We start from the raw sequence: 16,449 nt of genomic DNA, 5'->3' as shown, positions 1-16,449 counted from the left end.
ATTTATTCAGGAAAGCCGGAGAGTATAACGAAGCAGCAAGCTTCAAGCGACAAGCTGCAAGCTCAGAGCGCCGCACGGCTCTTGCAGCTTGTCGCTTGAAGCTTGTAACTGCTTTTTATTGGTTAAGCATGCGCTCAAGCCTGGCATCGAGGCGGCGCTTGATCTCGCTCTCGATATGCGGGGCGAAATCGTTGATCACGTCCTGCATGATCAGTTGCGCGGCCGCGCGCAGTTCGGCGTTCAGGTGCAGCAGGGTTTCCTGACGCTTGGCCTGCGGGTCGGCAGGGGCTTCAGGTGCAGGCTGAGGCACCGCTTCGGCCTCTTCGAGCAACAGCGGGATCTGCTCCTCGACGGTGTCGGTCAACAGCGGTGGTTCGAGGGATGCATCGCCTAGCAACTGGCGGATCGACTCCAGGTCGTCCAGCAAGTGCGCGGATTGGGGCAGGGGAGTGGGTTTGTCCATCGTCTTCAGAGTCGCTGTAAGCGGTGATCTTGCAGAGCATAGCCCTGTTCGCGGTAGAAACGGAAACTCTCTCGGGCCGCCTGACGAATCGCCGGCTCTTCGACCACGATCTCGGCGATCCGGGCAAAGCGGGCAGCGAACGGCGGCACCTTGAGGTCAAGGTTGATCAGCAGGTCCTGATGGCTGCCGGCATCATCGCCAAGGCCCAGGGCCACGCTGCCCTGCGGGTCGTCTTCAGCCGGGCTGTGGGGCACGAAGGCCTCGCCCTTGAACGCCCACAGGCGTGCGTCCAGTTCATCGCGCTGGGCGGCGTCGCTGCAATGCAGGTAGACCCGGTGCCCAAGGCGCCAGGCTTTGTCACAGAGCTTGCAGGCGAAATCCAGGCGCGCCGAGGGCGCGGCGCTGGGCAATATGTAGAAATCGACTTTGGTCATGGTCAGCCTGCCGGCCGGCTACGCCCGAAGGCGCAGACGGCCAGCGTCATCTCAGGCGTTGGCGCGATCGAGCAGGTACTGGGTCAGCAGCGGTACCGGGCGGCCAGTGGCGCCCTTGTCCTTGCCACCGCTGATCCAGGCGGTACCGGCGATGTCCAGGTGGGCCCAGTGGTAGGCCTTGGCAAAGCGCGACAGGAAGCAACCGGCGGTGATGGTGCCGGCTTTCGGCCCGCCGATGTTGGCGATGTCGGCGAACGGGCTGTCCAGTTGCTCCTGGTACTCGTCGAACAGCGGCAGCTGCCAGGCGCGGTCGTCGGCGCGCTTGCCGGCGTCGAGCAGTTGCCCGACCAGCTCGTCGTTGTTGCCCATAAGGCCTGAGGTGTGGCTGCCCAGGGCGACGATGCAGGCGCCGGTCAGGGTGGCGATGTCGATCACTGCCTGTGGCTTGAAGCGCTCGGCGTAGGTCAGGGTATCGCACAGCACCAGGCGGCCTTCGGCGTCGGTGTTGAGGATCTCGACGGTCTGCCCGCTCATGGTCGTGACGATGTCACCCGGACGGGTAGCGCCGCCGCTTGGCATGTTCTCGGCGCAGGCCAGCAGGCACACCAGGTTGATCGGCAGTTGCAGTTCGAGCACGGCGCGCAGGGTGCCGAAGACGCTGGCAGCACCGCCCATGTCGAATTTCATTTCATCCATGCCGGCGCCGGGCTTGAGGCTGATGCCGCCGGTGTCGAAAGTGATGCCTTTGCCCACCAGCACGAAAGGCTTCTCGCTTTTCTTGCCGCCCTGGTAGTTGAGCACGATCAGGCGTGGCGGCTGGTCGCTGCCCTGGCCAACGGCGTAGAAGGCGCCCATGCCCAGGTCCTTGATCTTCTTCTCGTCCAGCACCTCGACCTTGAGGCCCTTGAATTCCTTGCCCAGGGCCTTGGCCTGTTCGGCCAGGTAGCTCGGGTGGCAAACGTTCGGTGGCAGGTTGCCCAGGTCGCGGGTGAAGCCCATGCCGTTGGCGATGGCGACAGCGTGCTTGACCGCGCGCTCAACGTCACTGGCGCCGGCCTTGGCGCTGAGCAGGGTGATCTTCTTCAGGGCGCGAGGTTCGGCCTTCTTGCTCTTGAACTGGTCGAAAACGTACTGGCCATCGAGCAGGGTTTCGGCAAGCAGGCGGGTCTTGCCATAGAAGGCATCGCGGCCGGTGACGGCGACGTCGTCCAGGGCCAGTGCCGCATCGCTGCCGTTCAGGCCTTTGAGCACTGCCAGCACGCTGGCAATGACCTTGCGCCAGCTACGATCACCCAGTTCGGCATCCTTGCCGGTACCGACCAGCAGTACGCGCTCGGCCTTGAGGTTGGGCAGGCTGTGCAGCAGCAGGGTCTGGCCGACCTTGCCGGCCAAATCGCCGCGCTTGAGCACGCTGGCCAGGGCACCGCCGGTGGCTTCGTCGATGGCTTTGGCAATGGCGCCGAGTTTGCCGCCTTCTGCCACGGGCAGTACCAGGGTGGCGGTTTTCAAGGATGCTGCGGCTACGCTTTTTACAACCAGTTCCATGTCAGGTTCCCCGAATGATCTGTCGGTGCGCGTTGTCTATGCAGGCGCTGTCGTGGCCGCGTGGTCGCGTACCAGTGCTAAAGCCCCCAGTTTGAGCCTGCTTCGCCCGCCCTGACAACCCCGAGATGAACCATTGTGCAGCGCCAAGTGACAGGCACGGTCAATCACAGGATAATGCGCCAACTTTTACCCGGGTCCGCTCTGGCGAGCGGGCTACTATCTTGGCTGTTATGGATTTCTTGTTCGGCTGTCCGAGCCTGACAACCCAGGAGTGTCTGGTTTGATCGTCTTTCGTTATCTGTCCCGCGAGGTCCTGGTGACCTTGAGTGCCGTCAGCGCCGTGCTGCTGGTCATCATCATGAGCGGGCGCTTCATCAAGTACCTGGCCCAGGCGGCCCAGGGCGTGCTCGATCCGAGCGTGCTGTTCCTGATCATGGGTTATCGCCTGCCGGGGTTCCTGCAGTTGATCCTGCCCCTCGGCCTGTTCCTCGGTATTTTGCTGGCCTATGGCCGGCTGTACCTGGAAAGCGAGATGACCGTGCTGTCGGCCACCGGCATGAGCCAGCAGCGGCTGCTGGGCATGACCATGGCTCCGGCGGCACTGGTTGCCCTGCTGGTGGCCTGGCTGAGCCTGAGCCTGGCGCCCCAGGGCGTTACCCAGGTGGCGCAGATCATCAACCAGCAGGACGCCCTGACCGAGTTCGACACCCTGGTGCCGGGTCGCTTCCAGACCCTGCGCGATGGTTCACGGGTGACCTACACCGAAGAACTGTCGGAAGACCGGGTCAACCTGGGCGGCGTGTTCATTTCCGAGAAACGCTTCAGTCAGGACAAGACCAAGGATCGCGGACCGTCGGTACTGGTCGCGGAAAAGGGCCACCAGCAGGTCAACGCCGATGGCAACCGTTACCTGATCCTGGAAAACGGTTACCGCTATGACGGCAACCCCGGCCAGGCCGACTACCGTGCGATCAAGTACGACACCTACGGGGTGCTGTTGCCCAAGCCTGAAGTCAGCGAGGAAATCACCGAGCGTGAGGCCATCCCGACTTCGCAACTCTTTGGCAGTGACGGCCTGCGCGAACGTGCCGAGCTGCAATGGCGCCTGTCGTTGCCGCTGCTGGTATTCATCGTGACCCTGCTGGCGGTGCCGCTGTCGCGGGTCAACCCGCGCCAGGGCCGTTTCCTCAAGCTGCTGCCGGCGATTCTTCTGTATATGGCGTACCTGACAATGCTGATCGCCGTGCGTGGCGCCCTGGAGAAAGGCAAACTGCCGATCGGCCTGGGCATCTGGTGGGTTCACGGCCTGTTCTTGCTGATCGGCCTGGGGCTTATGTATTGGGAGCCGTTGCGCCTCAAGCGTGCCGCTCGCCGTGCGGAGGTGGCCCATGGTTAAGCTCGACAGCTACATCGGCAAAAGCGTGCTGATGGCCATTCTGGCCGTGCTGGGGATCATTCTCGGCCTGGCTTCGCTGTTTGCCTTCATCGACGAGATGGGCGACATCACCGACACCTACACGGTGATGGACGCCAGCAACTTCGTCTTGCTCACCGCGCCGCGGCGGCTGTACGACATGCTGCCGATGGCTGCGCTGATCGGCTGCCTGATCGGCCTGGGCAGCCTGGCCAGCAGCAGCGAACTGACCATCATGCGCGCCGCTGGCGTGTCCATTGGCCGGATTGTCTGGGCGGTGATGAAGCCGATGCTGGTGTTGATGCTGGCCGGTATCCTGATTGGCGAGTACCTGGCCCCGGTAACCGAGAACAAGGCCCAGGCCGACCGCTCCCTGGCCCAGGGCGGTGGTGAGGCGCAGAGTTCCAAACGTGGCATGTGGCACCGCCAGGGTGATGAGTTCGTGCACATCAACTCGGTGCAGCCCAATGGTCTGCTGTATGGCGTGACCCGTTATCGCTTCGACAACGAGCGGCATATGCTGACGTCCAGCTTTGCCCGGCGCGCCCAGTACCAGGACGATCACTGGCAGCTCAGCGATGTGACCACCACGCATTTCCGCGGTGACCACACCGAAGTGGTCAAGGCCGCCGAAGAGCGCTGGGATGTTTCCGTCACTCCGCAACTGCTCAATACCGTGGTCGTGGCGCCAGAGTCGTTGTCGATCACCGGCCTGTGGGATTACATCCACTACCTGTCCGACCAGGGCCTGAACAACGCCCGTTACTGGCTGGCGTTCTGGACCAAGGTGCTGCAGCCGATGGTGACTGCGGCCCTGGTGCTGATGGCCATTTCCTTCATCTTCGGCCCCCTGCGTTCGGTGACCTTGGGCCAGCGAGTATTCACCGGGGTGTTGGTGGGCTTTGTGTTCCGCATCGCCCAGGACCTGCTCGGGCCTTCCAGTCAGGTATTCGGCTTCCCGCCGTTGCTTGCGGTGGTGCTGCCGGCGGCGATCTGTGCGGTGGCGGGGTTGTGGTTGTTGCGGCGCGCTGGATAGGGCGTTGCACACAAGAAAAAGCCGACCCTTGGGTCGGCTTTTTTCTGCCTGCTATTTCTTGAGCTTGGGAATTCGCACCAGCTGAGTGTCGGAGTAGATGTCGTGCCAGCTGCGCTTGCGCTTGTCGAACAGTGCCCAGATGAAACCCAGGCCCAGGCACAGCCACGAGCCGATCGACACCACAAAACGCAGCAGCGCCTGCCACAGGCTGATGGCGCTGCCATCAGCGTTCTGCACGCGGATGCCCCACACCTGCATGCCCAGGGTCTGACCGCCATGGGTCCAGAACTTGGCAAAGAAACCGAACAGGGCGAATAGCAAAATAGTCGATAGCAGCGGGTCGCCGTCCAGGGCGCCGGCTTCGGTCAATTCGCGCATGCGCGCCTCACCGAGAAAGGCCATCTGGATCATCTTGTATGCACCGGCAGTGACGATCAGCAGCGCGGTGCACAGCAGGAAATCATAGAACATGGCGGCCAGGCGGCGGCCAAGGTCGACAGGGGGAAATTCACCCTCGGGCTGTAACAGGTGCTTGGGCACTGGCGAGGCCCTCCTTGCGCAAAACGCCCATTCTACGGAATTGCGCGCACAAAAAAGCCCCTGCTGTTGCCAGCAGAGGCTTCTTTGTTGATGAAGATCAGCCTTCGGCTTGAACTTCGTCAGCCTGCATGCCTTTCTGGCCTTGCACGGCGATGAAGGTGACTTTCTGACCTTCTTTCAGGCTCTTGAAGCCGTTGCCCTGAATAGCGCGGAAATGTACGAACAGATCCGGACCGCTTTCTGGAGTGATGAAACCAAAACCTTTCTCGTCGTTAAACCACTTGACGGTACCGCTCTGACGTTGGGACATTGTCTTATTTCCTTTGAAACTTAGAATTAGTAACAGCTTCTTCCAAATGAAAGAGTACTGGGCTGGGTTGCAGGAAAGTAAGAGACGTCGAACGGGTGTAGCAAACATCAGAGCTACTGCCCAGGTCACGAACCATAGCGACCCATGCAAACACAGTGCACAGACAATACGCTAACTTTGAAGACAAAAACAAGCCCTGCAGACCGCTGCCGCTGTGCCTTTTAGCCACCGTTCGGTGGATTTTTTCCGGCTCATTCCAAGCGGTGTTGCAACGCTTTTCGAAAGTTATAAAACGCGTTCGAAATCGAAAACCCGAACGCGTCATGACACTCTGTTTCAAGTAACGATTCAGCCGCGATAATAGCGCTGCGCAACGAACGGCATCTTGCTGACTTTCATTGCCACGCGCTTGCCGCGAACAATGGCCCACACCGGGGTATCCAGTGCGGTATGCGCCGCATCCAGGTAACCCATTGCCACTGGCGCGTTCAATGACGGACCAAAGCCGCCGCTGCAGATGCTACCGATTACCGTGCCCGCTTCATCGACAATTTCGGCGCCTTCACGGACCGGCGTTCGTTCCTGCGGCAGCAGGCCCACGCGTTTACGGGCAACGCCGCTTTGCTGTTGGGCGAAGATCGCTGCGGCGCCCGGGAAGCCAGCGGCACGCTCGCCGTCGGCGCGGCGGACCTTGGAGATGGCCCACAGCAGGCTGGCTTCGATCGGTGTGGTCTGGGTGTTCATGTCGTGGCCGTACAGGCACAGGCCGGCTTCCAGGCGCAACGAATCACGTGCCCCCAGGCCGATTGCGGCTACTTCCGGTTCGGCCAGCAGACGGCGCGCCAGTTCTTCGGCTTTTTCTGCCGGAACGGAAATCTCGAAACCGTCTTCACCGGTGTAGCCCGAGCGGCTGACAAAACAGTCGGCGCCCAGCAGTTGCACCGGCTGGAACTGCATGAAGGTCATTTTCGCAACCGCAGGTGCCAGGCGCTCCAGTACCTTGACCGCCGCCGGCCCCTGCAGGGCCAGCAGGGCGCGCTCTTCGAACAGTGGCTGGATCTGGCACTGATCGCCGATGTGCTTGCGCAGGTGGGCCAGGTCCTGTTCCTTGCAGGCCGCGTTGACCACCAGGAACAGTTCGTCGTTGCCCAGATTGGCGACCATCAGGTCGTCGAGGATGCCGCCTTGTTCGTTGGTGAACATGGCATAGCGCTGCATGCCCACCGGCAGGTCCATGATGTCGACCGGCACCAGGGATTCCAGGGCCTTGGCCGCAGCGGCGCCGCTCAGGCGGATCTGGCCCATGTGCGAAACATCGAACAGGCCGGCGTGCTCGCGGCTGTGCAGGTGCTCTTTCATCACCCCCAGCGGGTACTGGACTGGCATGTCGTAACCGGCGAAGGGCACCATGCGGGCGCCCAGTTCCAGGTGCAGGGCGTGCAGCGGGGTCTTGAGCAGTGTTTCGGTGGACATTGATGACTCCTTGGGGCTTGAGAGGGTGTCAGCATTCGATGATGTTGACGGCCAGACCGCCGCGGGCGGTCTCCTTGTATTTGCTTTTCATGTCGGCGCCGGTCTGGCGCATGGTGCGGATGACTTTATCCAGCGAGACGAAGTGCTGCCCGTCACCGCGCAGGGCCATGCGCACGGCATTGATAGCCTTGACCGAGCCCATGGCGTTGCGCTCGATGCAGGGCACCTGGACCAACCCGCCGATCGGGTCGCAGGTCAGGCCCAGGTTGTGTTCCATGCCGATCTCGGCGGCGTTCTCGACCTGCTGCACGCTGCCGCCCATCACTTCGCACAAGGCGCCGGCGGCCATCGAGCAGGCGACGCCGACCTCGCCCTGGCAACCGACTTCGGCACCGGAGATCGAGGCGTTCTCTTTATAGAGGATGCCGATGGCGGCGGCCGTGAGCAGAAAGCGCACCACGCCGTCGTCGTTGGCGCCCGGGATAAAGCGCATGTAGTAGTGCAGCACTGCCGGGACGATACCGGCGGCGCCATTGGTCGGCGCGGTGACCACGCGTCCGCCGAAGGCGTTTTCTTCATTGACGGCCAGGGCATACAGGTTGACCCAGTCGAGCACCGACAGCGCATCGCGCAGGCTCGCCTCCGGGTTGCTGCACAGCTGGCGGTACAGCGCTGCGGCACGGCGCTTGACCTTGAGCCCGCCAGGCAGGATGCCCTCGTTGCGACAACCGGCGGACACGCAGTCCTGCATGACCTGCCAGATGCGCAACAGGCCGCTGCGGGTTTCGCTTTCCGGGCGCCAGGCCGCTTCGTTGGCCAGCATGATCTGGCTGATCGACAGGTTCTGCGCGGTGCAATGGCCGAGCAGTTCCTTGGCGGTCTTGAACGGGTAGGGCAGAACGGTGCTGTCTTCGACGATGCGATCGGCGCCGGCCGCGTCCTCATCGACCACGAAACCACCGCCTACCGAGTAGTACTCGCGGCTGCGAATCTGCAAACCGGCGGCGTCAAAGGCACGGAAGATCATGCCATTGGGGTGAAAGGCCAGGGGCTTGCGGATCATTGCCAGGTGCTGCTTTTCGACGAAGTCGATTTCATGCTCGCCGAGCAGGTTGAGCCGGCCGCTGCTGCGGATGGCCTGCAGGCGTGCGGGGATGCTTTCGGTATCGACCGTGTCCGGGTGTTCGCCTTCAAGGCCGAGCAGCACGGCCTTGTCGCTGCCGTGGCCTTTGCCGGTAGCGCCAAGCGAGCCGTAGAGTTCGGCCTTGACGCAGACCGTGGCGCTGAGCAGCTCGTCGCGGCGCAGGCCTTCGGCAAAGCGCGCGGCGGCGCGCATGGGGCCGACGGTATGGGAACTGGAGGGGCCGATGCCGATCTTGAACAGGTCGAAGACGCTTAGTGACATGGTCGTACCCTCATTGTTGGGGAGAAGCATCGCCGGCAAGGCCGGCTCCCACAGGGTTCTTTGGTGTTCTCGAAACCTGTGGGAGCTGGCTTTGCCAGCGATGAGGCCAGCAGGCCGGACTCAGACGTCCTGATAGCTCTCGATCGACGGGCAGGCACAGACCAGGTTGCGGTCGCCGAACACGTTGTCGACCCGGCCGACCGGTGGCCAGTATTTGCCTTCCACCAGCGATGCCAGCGGATACACCGCCTGCTCGCGGCTGTACGGGTGGCTCCACTCACCGGCGATCTCGGCGGCGGTGTGCGGGGCGTTCTTCAGCGGGTTGTCGTCCTTGTCCAGGCTACCGCTTTCTACCGCGCGAATCTCTTCGCGGATGCGGATCATCGCCTCGCAGAAACGGTCCAGTTCTTCTTTAGACTCGCTTTCGGTCGGTTCGATCATCAGCGTGCCGGCTACCGGGAACGACATGGTCGGGGCGTGGAAGCCGAAGTCGATCAGGCGCTTGGCCACGTCATCGACGCTAATGCCGCTGCTGTCCTTGATTGGACGCAAATCGAGGATGCACTCGTGCGCCACCAGGCCGTTGCTGCCGGTGTACAACACAGGATAGTGCTCTTCCAGGCGGCGGGCGATGTAGTTGGCGTTGAGGATGGCCATCTGCGATGCGCGCTTGAGCCCGGCGCCTCCCATCATGCGGATATACATCCAGGTGATCGGCAGAATGCTGGCGCTGCCGAATGGTGCGGCGCAGACCGCGCCTTGCTTGTTGTCCATGTGCGCGTGGCCGGGCAGGAACGGTGCCAGGTGCGACTTGACGCCGATCGGGCCAACGCCCGGGCCGCCACCGCCGTGGGGGATGCAGAAGGTCTTGTGCAGGTTCAGGTGCGAGACATCGCCGCCGAACTTGCCCGGTGCGCACAGGCCGACCATGGCGTTCATGTTGGCACCGTCGATGTACACCTGGCCGCCGTTGTCATGGATGATCGCGCAGATCTCGCCGATGGCTTCTTCGAACACGCCGTGGGTCGAGGGGTAGGTGATCATCAGCGCGGCGAGGTGTTCGCGGTGCTCGATGGCCTTGGCACGCAGGTCGTCGATGTCGACGTTGCCGCGGGCGTCACAGGCGGTGACCACCACGCGCATGCCGGCCATGTGGGCGGTGGCGGGGTTGGTGCCGTGGGCCGAGGACGGGATCAGGCAGATGTCGCGGCGTGCTTCACCACGGCTCTGGTGGTAGGCGCGGATCGCCAGCAGGCCTGCGTACTCGCCCTGGGAGCCGGCGTTGGGCTGCAGCGACACGGCGTCATAGCCGGTGGCGGCGCAGAGCATGGCTTCCAGTTCGCTGGTCAGTTGCTGGTAACCCTGGCTCTGTTCTGCCGGGGCGAACGGGTGCAGGTTGCCGAATTCGGCCCAGGTCACCGGGATCATTTCGCTGGCGGCGTTGAGCTTCATGGTGCACGAGCCCAGCGGGATCATGGTGCGGTCCAGGGCCAGGTCCTTGTCGGCCAGGCGGCGCAGGTAGCGCATCAGCTCGGTTTCACTGTGGTAGCGGTTGAACACCGGGTGCTCGAGGATCGCCGACTGGCGCAGCAGGGCGCGAGGCAATTGCGCTTGAACGCTGGCAGCGAGGGCGGCGAAGTCCGGAGTGGCCTTGCCGTCGGCGAACAGTTGCCACAGCGCTTCCACGTCTGCCTGGGTGCTGGTTTCATCCAGCGACAGGCCCAGGCGCTGGGCGTCAATCTGGCGCAGGTTCAGGCGCTGGGCGCGGGCCTGGTCGTGCAGGGCGGCGGTGGCGCTGCCAGTGGCCAGGGTCAGGGTGTCGAAGAAGTGTTCAATCTCGACATTCACACCCAGCTGCTGCAGGCCGGCCTTGAGGATCGCGGTCAGCGCATGGGTGCGTTCGGCGATCTGCTTCAGGCCCTGGGGGCCGTGGTACACGGCGTACATGCTGGCGATGTTGGCCAGCAGCACCTGGGCGGTGCAGATGTTGCTGGTGGCTTTCTCGCGGCGGATGTGCTGCTCGCGGGTCTGCATGGCCAGGCGCAGGGCGGTCTTGCCGAAGCGGTCGATCGAGACGCCGACCAGGCGGCCCGGCATGTCGCGCTTGAATGCGTCGCGGGTAGAGAAGTAGGCCGCGTGCGGGCCACCGAAACCCAGCGGCACGCCGAAGCGCTGGGCGCTGCCGATGGCCACGTCGGCGCCGAATTCGCCCGGTGGGGTCAGCAGGGTCAGGGCCAGCAGGTCGGCAGCCACGGCAACCAGGGCATTGGCGGCGTGGAAGCGCTCGACCAGCTCACGGTAGTCGAAGACTTCACCGCTGCTGGCCGGGTATTGCAGCAGGGCACCGAAGAAGGCGCTGACATCGCCCAGTTCACGCTCGTCGCCGACGATGACGTCGATACCCAGCGGTTCGGCCCGGGTACGCAGCACGTCGAGCGTCTGCGGGTGGCAATGCACGGAAGCGAAGAAGGCGTGGCTGCCCTTGTTCTTGCTCAGGCGTTTGCAGAAGGTCATGGCTTCGGCGGCAGCGGTGGCTTCGTCGAGCAAGGATGCGTTGGCGATCGGCAGGCCGGTGAGGTCGCTGATCAGAGTCTGGAAATTCAGCAGCGCTTCCAGGCGGCCCTGGGAAATCTCTGGTTGGTACGGGGTGTAGGCGGTGTACCAGGCCGGATTTTCCAGCAGGTTGCGCAGGATCGGCGCCGGGGTATGGCAGTTGTAGTAACCCTGGCCGATGAAGCTCTTGAACAGCTGGTTGTTGCCGGCGATAGCCTTGAGCGAGGCCAGGGCCTCGGCTTCGCTTTGCCCTGCGCCCAGCTCCAGGACGCTGGTGCCCTTGATGCTGTCGGGGATGACGGCGGCGCTCATGGCTTCCAGCGAGTCGAAGCCGAGGGTGGCGAGCATGTGCTGCTCGTCGCGCTGGCGTGGGCCGATGTGGCGAGCGATGAATTCGTTGGCGGTGCCGAGGTTGATGGTCATGGCGGTTCCTCAGACGTCAGCGTTGGCTTTGATCAGGCGGTCGTAGGCGTCCTGGTCGAGCAGTTGCGCGACGGCGCCGGCGTCGGCCGGGATGAAACGGAAGAACCAGCCTTCACCCAGCGGGTCTTCGTTGACCAGCTCGGGGCTATCGTTGAGTTGGTCGTTGACCGCAACCACTTCGCCAGTCAGCGGCATGTATACGCCACTGGCAGCCTTGACCGATTCGACGGTCGAAGCTTCGGCACCTTTGTCGTAGCTTTGCAGCTCCGGCAGTTGCACGTAGACCACATCGCCCAGGGCGTTCTGGGCGAAGGCGGTAATCCCGACGGTGACGCTGCCGTCAGTTTCGGTACGCAGCCATTCGTGATCTTCGGTGAATCGCAACTCGCTCATGGAAACTCCTCAAGGGCCGCAGGGGACGGCTGTGGGCGTGGCTCAGGTGAGCCCAGGGATGAGTAATGCCATAGCAATAATGCGGCCATCTATAAAATATCGTTATAAAACAATATGTTATAAATTTTCCGAGTAATAGGAGATCTACAACTGTAGCGAAATCGCTACACCCGAAGCCGGGAAAAAAAGCGCAAGTGGATCAGAACCTTGCGCCATGGCCCTGAAACTGTGCTGTATTGATATCGTTACGCTGTATCGATTTCAGTACGTCTGGTCAGGGCTTGGTCGGGATGCCGTATTTGCGCAGGCGATGGGCAATGGCGGTGTGCGAGGTTTGCAGGCGGCTGGCCAGCTGGCGGGTCGAGGGGTAGCTGCTGTAGAGCTTGGTCAGCAGGTTGCGTTCGAAGTCTTCCACGGCCTGTTCCAGGCTATCGACTTCAGCGCCATGCCCACGGGCCACCGAGGTGCCGGCGATGTCCAGGTCACCGATGTCCACCAGGCTGCTTTCGCTGATGGCGGCGGCGCGGAAGATCACGTTCTGCAGCTGACGCACGTTGCCCGGCCAGCGGTTGCCCAGCAGCGCCGGGTAAGTGGCCGGGGCCAGGCGGCACAGCGGGCGCTGGATCTGGGTGCAGGCCTGCTGCATGAAGTAGCGTGCCAGCAGAAGGATGTCCTGGCCGCGCTCGCGCAGCGGCGGCACCTGCAGGTTGAGCACGTTCAGGCGGTAGAACAGGTCTTCGCGAAAGGTGCCTTCGGCGACCATCTTTTCCAGGTCGCGGTGGGTGGCGCTGAGGATCCGCACATTGACCTTCACCTCACGGTCGCCACCGACCCGGCGAAAGCTGCCGTCGTTGAGAAAACGCAGGAGCTTGGCCTGCAGGTACGGCGACATTTCGCCGATCTCGTCGAGGAACACCGTACCCTGGTTGGCCAGTTCCATCAGCCCCGGCTTGCCGCCGCGTTGTGCGCCGGTAAAGGCGCCGGGGGCGTAGCCGAACAGCTCGCTTTCGGCCAGGTTCTCCGGCAGCGCCGCGCAGTTGAGCGCCAGGAAGGGTGCGCTGTGACGGCTGCTGATGGCGTGACAGGCGCGGGCCACCAGCTCCTTGCCGGTACCGGTTTCACCGTGGATCAGCAGCGGTGCATCCAGGGCCGCCACGCGCAGGGCGCGGGCCTTGAGGGTGCGGATCGGCGGTGAATCACCCAGCAGTGCATCGAAGCCCTCGGCGTGATCATGGTGCAGCGCCGACAGCCGTTCGCCGATGCGATTGGGCTGATACAAGGTCAGCAGTGCACCGGCGTTGGTGATCGGCGTGGCATCGAGCAGCAGCGTCTGGCCGTTGAGAGTCACTTCGCGCAGGGGCAGGTGGAAGCCCTGTTCGATCAGGGCTTCAAGCAGGCCAGGATCGCCAAACAGGTCGGCCACCGAACGGTCGGATGGCTCCTGGCCGCACAGCGCCACCAGCGCCGGGTTGGCCAGCAGTACATGGCCGGCGCTGTCCAAGGCCAGTACCGGATCGCTCATGGCCGCGAGCAGGGCATCGAGCTGCAGGTGACGGCGCTGGCCGGGGAGGATGTCGACCACTTGTACGGTTTGCACGCCATGCACGTTGAACAGCGCGTCGTGCAGCTCTTCGAGCACGTGGGGGCTGAGGGTCGGGGCGTCGATGTAGACGTTCGGCGGCACCATCTCCACGGCGTCCAGGTTGAGGTTGCGGGCGCCGAGCAGGGCCAGCACTTCCTGGGTGATGCCGACGCGGTCGATGAAACTGACGTGGATGCGCATGGGTGAGGGGTTCAAGGCTGCCGAAGGCGGCCAGTATGCTGTTCAGCGCAATCGCGGGGCAAGCCCGCTCCTACCTGGGTGGGAGCGGGCTTGCCCCGCGATGAGGCCGGTAGGGCTACTCGAAGTGCTCGGGATTGACCGAATCCCCCGACTTCACATCCAGCTTCTCGCGAATGTCCTCGAACATCAGGTCGTAGATCTTGTGCGTTGAGCCCAGGCTCTCGAATTTCTTGGGCGACGGCATGTAGCTTTGCGCCCTGCGCGTGGCGACACTCAGGAAGCTCGGCAATACCTCTTCTTTGCTCAGGAAGAACTTTTCCTCCACGGTCTTGCCTTCGATGCTTCCATGCATGTGGAAATCAATGCCGTGTTTGTTGGCTTCCCGGACTACTGCGTACTCGATATTCAGGTCGTAACTGTGATCAGCCTTGTTCAGCGCAGTGCGCTCGATATGCACGTGACCGGATTTGAACTGGGCCATGATGGAATCCTCCGCAAAGGTGAAAACGGCGGGCCCGCAAGCCCGCCCACTGCATTCAACGGTAGCTGATTCCAGGCTTCGAGGTGCTCACCCGGGTACCGGCCGTACCCTTGACGATATCTTCGATGTCGGCCAGCGAACCGATAACCGCCACTTTGCCGGTATGGCGGGCGAAGTCGCAAGCGGCCTGGACTTTCGGGCCCATGGAGCCGGCGGCAAAGCCGAGGCGTTCGAGCTCGTCCGGGTGCGCCTGGGCAATCGCCTTCTGGCTCGGCTTGCCATAGTCGATGAACGCCGCGTTGACGTCGGTGGCGATCACCAGCAGGTCGGCTTCGAGCTGTTCGGCCAGCAGCGCCGAGCACAGGTCTTTGTCGATCACCGCTTCGATGCCCTTGAGCTTGCGGTCGGCGTCATACATGGTCGGGATGCCGCCGCCACCGGCGCAGATGACGATGCTGCTCTTTTCCAGCAGCCATTTGATCGGGCGAATCTCGAAGATGCGCTTGGGTTTCGGGCTGGCGACCACACGGCGGTACTTGTCGCCGTCGGCCTTGACCACCCAGCCTTTCTCCTTGGCCAGGCGCTCGGCGTCTTCCTTGCTGTAGACCGGGCCGATGAACTTGGTCGGGTCCTTGAAGGCCGGGTCATTGGCGTCCACTTCGACCTGGGTCAGGAGGGTGGCGAACGGCACTTCGAAGTCCAGCAGGTTGCCCAGCTCCTGTTCGATGATGTAGCCGATCATGCCTTCGGTTTCGGCCCCGAGCACGTCCAGCGGGTAGGCTTCGTCCGGCTTGTAGGATTGCGCCTGCAACGACAACAGGCCGACTTGCGGACCATTGCCGTGGGCGATGACCAGTTCATTGCCTGGGTGAATCTTGGCGATCTGCTCGGCGGCGATGCGGATATTGGCGCGCTGATTGTCTGCAGTCATGGGTTCGCCACGGCGCAGCAGGGCGTTGCCGCCCAATGCAACAACGATACGCATGATGATGTCCTTTTAGCGTTGGCAGCGAAGCTCTTGTGGGAGCTGGCTTTGCCAGCGATTCAGGCACCGCGCAGTAACGGGTACTGCGCCGATACCATCGCCGGCAAGGCCGGCTCCCACAGGAGCGAAGATTCGCTCCCTGAATGGATTACAGGTCAGCCAGGGTCGACACCAGGATCGCCTTGATGGTGTGCATGCGGTTTTCCGCTTGCTCGAAGGCGATACAGGCTGGCGACTCGAACACGTCGTCGGTCACTTCGATACCGTTGGCCAGGTGCGGGTACTGCTCGGCGATCTGTTTGCCGACCTTGGTGTCGGAGTTGTGGAACGCTGGCAGGCAGTGCATGAACTTGGTCCGCGGGTTGCCAGTGGCTTTCATCAGCTCGGCGTTGACCTGGTACGGCAGCAGTTGCTGGATGCGTTCGCCCCAGGCTTCAACCGGCTCGCCCATCGAAACCCAGACGTCGGTGTGGATGAAGTCGACGCCCTTGACCGCCGCTTTCGGGTCTTCGGTGAGGGTGATGCGTGCGCCGCTTTCTTCCGCATATTTTTTGCAACGGGCGACCAGGTCGTCGTGCGGCCACAGGGCTTTCGGCGCGCAGATGCGCACGTCCATGCCAAGTTTGGCGCCGACCAGCAGCAGCGAGTTGCCCATATTGTTGCGGGCATCGCCCAGGTAGGCGTAGCTGATGTCGTGGATCGGCTTGTCGGCGTGTTCACGCATGGTCAGCACGTCGGCGATCATCTGGGTCGGGTGATATTCGTCGGTCAGGCCGTTGAACACCGGCACACCGGCGAACTTGGCCAGCTCTTCGACGATTTCCTGCTTGAAGCCACGGTACTCGATGGCGTCATACATGCGCCCGAGTACGCGGGCGGTGTCCTTCATGCTTTCCTTGTGGCCGATCTGCGAAGAGTTCGGGTCGATGTAAGTGACGTTGGCGCCCTGGTCGTAGGCAGCCACTTCGAAGGCGCAACGGGTGCGGGTCGAGGTTTTCTCGAAGATCAGCGCAATGTTGTTGCCTTTGAGGTGCTGCTGCTCGGTGCCGGTGTACTTGGCACGTTTCAGGTCACGGGACAGGTCCAGCAGGTAGCGCAACTCGCGAGGGGTGTGGTGTTCCAGGCTCAGCAGGTTACGGTTGTGGATGTTGAACGCCATGATGATTCTCCTGTTCTGGTGAACGGAAAGCGGTGATCGGCCTGCCTGCACC

At 62.8% G+C, this 16,449-nt stretch carries 15 protein-coding genes; 2 read left to right on the top strand and 13 right to left on the bottom strand.

The features are described from left to right. Positions 1–115 precede the first annotated feature (115 nt). Genes CCOS864_RS23080 through CCOS864_RS23070 form a run of 3 tightly spaced genes read right to left on the bottom strand, consistent with a single transcriptional unit; the run spans position 116 to position 2,442 of the window. A complete protein-coding gene (locus CCOS864_RS23080) occupies positions 116–463 on the bottom strand; it encodes a DNA polymerase III subunit chi (RefSeq protein ID WP_115088569.1) in 348 nt (115 codons plus the stop codon). A 5-nt stretch (positions 464–468) separates the two neighbouring features. Further along, entirely contained in the window at positions 469–897 is a 429-nt protein-coding gene (locus CCOS864_RS23075) for a DNA polymerase III subunit chi (RefSeq protein ID WP_115088568.1), read from the bottom strand. Between the two features lie 51 nt (positions 898–948). Beyond that, positions 949–2,442 carry a leucyl aminopeptidase gene (locus CCOS864_RS23070; protein ID WP_115088567.1) on the bottom strand — a complete coding sequence of 498 codons (1,494 nt, stop codon included), beginning with the start codon at positions 2,440–2,442 and terminating at the stop codon, positions 949–951. A 280-nt stretch (positions 2,443–2,722) separates the two neighbouring features. Between CCOS864_RS23070 and lptF the strand changes: the two genes are divergently transcribed. Both lptF and lptG read left to right on the top strand, forming a co-directional pair. Beyond that, a complete protein-coding gene (lptF, locus tag CCOS864_RS23065; protein ID WP_115088566.1) occupies positions 2,723–3,838 on the top strand; it encodes an LPS export ABC transporter permease LptF in 1,116 nt (371 codons plus the stop codon). Further along, on the top strand, positions 3,831–4,892 hold the full coding sequence (lptG, locus tag CCOS864_RS23060; RefSeq protein WP_115088565.1) for an LPS export ABC transporter permease LptG: 1,062 nt from the start codon (positions 3,831–3,833) through the stop codon (positions 4,890–4,892). Before lptF ends, lptG begins: the two co-directional genes overlap by 8 nt. 51 nt (positions 4,893–4,943) lie before the next feature. On the opposite strand, the gene CCOS864_RS23055 is transcribed toward lptG, so the two are convergent. The 10 genes from CCOS864_RS23055 to CCOS864_RS23010 all read right to left on the bottom strand — a co-directional run bounded on the left by CCOS864_RS23055 (position 4,944) and on the right by CCOS864_RS23010 (position 16,397). Continuing rightward, positions 4,944–5,432, bottom strand: a complete 489-nt coding sequence (locus CCOS864_RS23055) for an RDD family protein (protein ID WP_115088564.1) — start codon at positions 5,430–5,432, stop codon at positions 4,944–4,946. Positions 5,433–5,529: 97 nt separating this feature from the next. After that, positions 5,530–5,742, bottom strand: coding sequence for a cold-shock protein (locus tag CCOS864_RS23050; protein WP_007931076.1), 213 nt, complete (start codon positions 5,740–5,742; stop codon positions 5,530–5,532). A gap of 348 nt (positions 5,743–6,090) precedes the next feature. Next, positions 6,091–7,215, bottom strand: a complete 1,125-nt coding sequence (gene gcvT, locus CCOS864_RS23045; RefSeq protein WP_115088563.1) for a glycine cleavage system aminomethyltransferase GcvT — start codon at positions 7,213–7,215, stop codon at positions 6,091–6,093. A gap of 28 nt (positions 7,216–7,243) precedes the next feature. After that, positions 7,244–8,620 (bottom strand): L-serine ammonia-lyase, encoded by a 1,377-nt coding sequence (locus CCOS864_RS23040; RefSeq protein ID WP_115088562.1) that lies wholly within the window; start codon positions 8,618–8,620, stop codon positions 7,244–7,246. A gap of 120 nt (positions 8,621–8,740) precedes the next feature. Beyond that, positions 8,741–11,596, bottom strand: a complete 2,856-nt coding sequence (gene gcvP / locus CCOS864_RS23035) for an aminomethyl-transferring glycine dehydrogenase (protein ID WP_115088561.1) — start codon at positions 11,594–11,596, stop codon at positions 8,741–8,743. Between the two features lie 9 nt (positions 11,597–11,605). Continuing rightward, complete coding sequence (gene gcvH, locus CCOS864_RS23030; RefSeq protein WP_115088560.1) at positions 11,606–11,989, bottom strand: glycine cleavage system protein GcvH; 384 nt, start codon at positions 11,987–11,989, stop codon at positions 11,606–11,608. 274 nt (positions 11,990–12,263) lie between these two features. After that, the gene (locus CCOS864_RS23025) at positions 12,264–13,772 is read right to left on the bottom strand and encodes a sigma-54-dependent transcriptional regulator (protein WP_115088559.1); all 1,509 of its coding nucleotides are present in this window, start codon (positions 13,770–13,772) and stop codon (positions 12,264–12,266) included. 115 nt (positions 13,773–13,887) lie between these two features. After that, positions 13,888–14,253, bottom strand: coding sequence for a DUF5064 family protein (locus CCOS864_RS23020; RefSeq protein WP_115088558.1), 366 nt, complete (start codon positions 14,251–14,253; stop codon positions 13,888–13,890). A 55-nt stretch (positions 14,254–14,308) separates the two neighbouring features. Continuing rightward, entirely contained in the window at positions 14,309–15,238 is a 930-nt protein-coding gene (arcC, locus tag CCOS864_RS23015) for a carbamate kinase (protein ID WP_045196411.1), read from the bottom strand. A gap of 148 nt (positions 15,239–15,386) precedes the next feature. Next, the gene (locus tag CCOS864_RS23010; protein WP_115088557.1) at positions 15,387–16,397 is read right to left on the bottom strand and encodes an ornithine carbamoyltransferase; all 1,011 of its coding nucleotides are present in this window, start codon (positions 16,395–16,397) and stop codon (positions 15,387–15,389) included. Positions 16,398–16,449 lie beyond the last annotated feature (52 nt).

This window comes from Pseudomonas wadenswilerensis, from assembly GCF_900497695.1.
GTDB classification, from domain to species: Bacteria; Pseudomonadota; Gammaproteobacteria; order Pseudomonadales; family Pseudomonadaceae; genus Aquipseudomonas; species Aquipseudomonas wadenswilerensis.
The sequence above is the reverse complement of the archived record's forward strand: the minus strand, read 5'-3'. Positions and strand labels throughout refer to the sequence as shown.

What these genes read in the sequence shown, in the direction of transcription:
- gcvT (WP_115088563.1), bottom strand. Translation starts at nt 7,215, where the DNA reads ATGTCCACCGAAACACTGCTCAAGACCCCGCTGCACGCCCTGCACCTG.
- gcvH (WP_115088560.1), bottom strand. Translation starts at nt 11,989, where the DNA reads ATGAGCGAGTTGCGATTCACCGAAGATCACGAATGGCTGCGTACCGAA.
- CCOS864_RS23025 (WP_115088559.1), bottom strand. Translation starts at nt 13,772, where the DNA reads ATGCGCATCCACGTCAGTTTCATCGACCGCGTCGGCATCACCCAGGAA.
- CCOS864_RS23050 (WP_007931076.1), bottom strand. Translation starts at nt 5,742, where the DNA reads ATGTCCCAACGTCAGAGCGGTACCGTCAAGTGGTTTAACGACGAGAAA.
- CCOS864_RS23075 (WP_115088568.1), bottom strand. Translation starts at nt 897, where the DNA reads ATGACCAAAGTCGATTTCTACATATTGCCCAGCGCCGCGCCCTCGGCG.
- lptG (WP_115088565.1), top strand. Translation starts at nt 3,831, where the DNA reads ATGGTTAAGCTCGACAGCTACATCGGCAAAAGCGTGCTGATGGCCATT.
- CCOS864_RS23010 (WP_115088557.1), bottom strand. Translation starts at nt 16,397, where the DNA reads ATGGCGTTCAACATCCACAACCGTAACCTGCTGAGCCTGGAACACCAC.
- CCOS864_RS23080 (WP_115088569.1), bottom strand. Translation starts at nt 463, where the DNA reads ATGGACAAACCCACTCCCCTGCCCCAATCCGCGCACTTGCTGGACGAC.
- arcC (WP_045196411.1), bottom strand. Translation starts at nt 15,238, where the DNA reads ATGCGTATCGTTGTTGCATTGGGCGGCAACGCCCTGCTGCGCCGTGGC.
- CCOS864_RS23070 (WP_115088567.1), bottom strand. Translation starts at nt 2,442, where the DNA reads ATGGAACTGGTTGTAAAAAGCGTAGCCGCAGCATCCTTGAAAACCGCC.
- CCOS864_RS23020 (WP_115088558.1), bottom strand. Translation starts at nt 14,253, where the DNA reads ATGGCCCAGTTCAAATCCGGTCACGTGCATATCGAGCGCACTGCGCTG.
- CCOS864_RS23040 (WP_115088562.1), bottom strand. Translation starts at nt 8,620, where the DNA reads ATGTCACTAAGCGTCTTCGACCTGTTCAAGATCGGCATCGGCCCCTCC.
- gcvP (WP_115088561.1), bottom strand. Translation starts at nt 11,596, where the DNA reads ATGACCATCAACCTCGGCACCGCCAACGAATTCATCGCTCGCCACATC.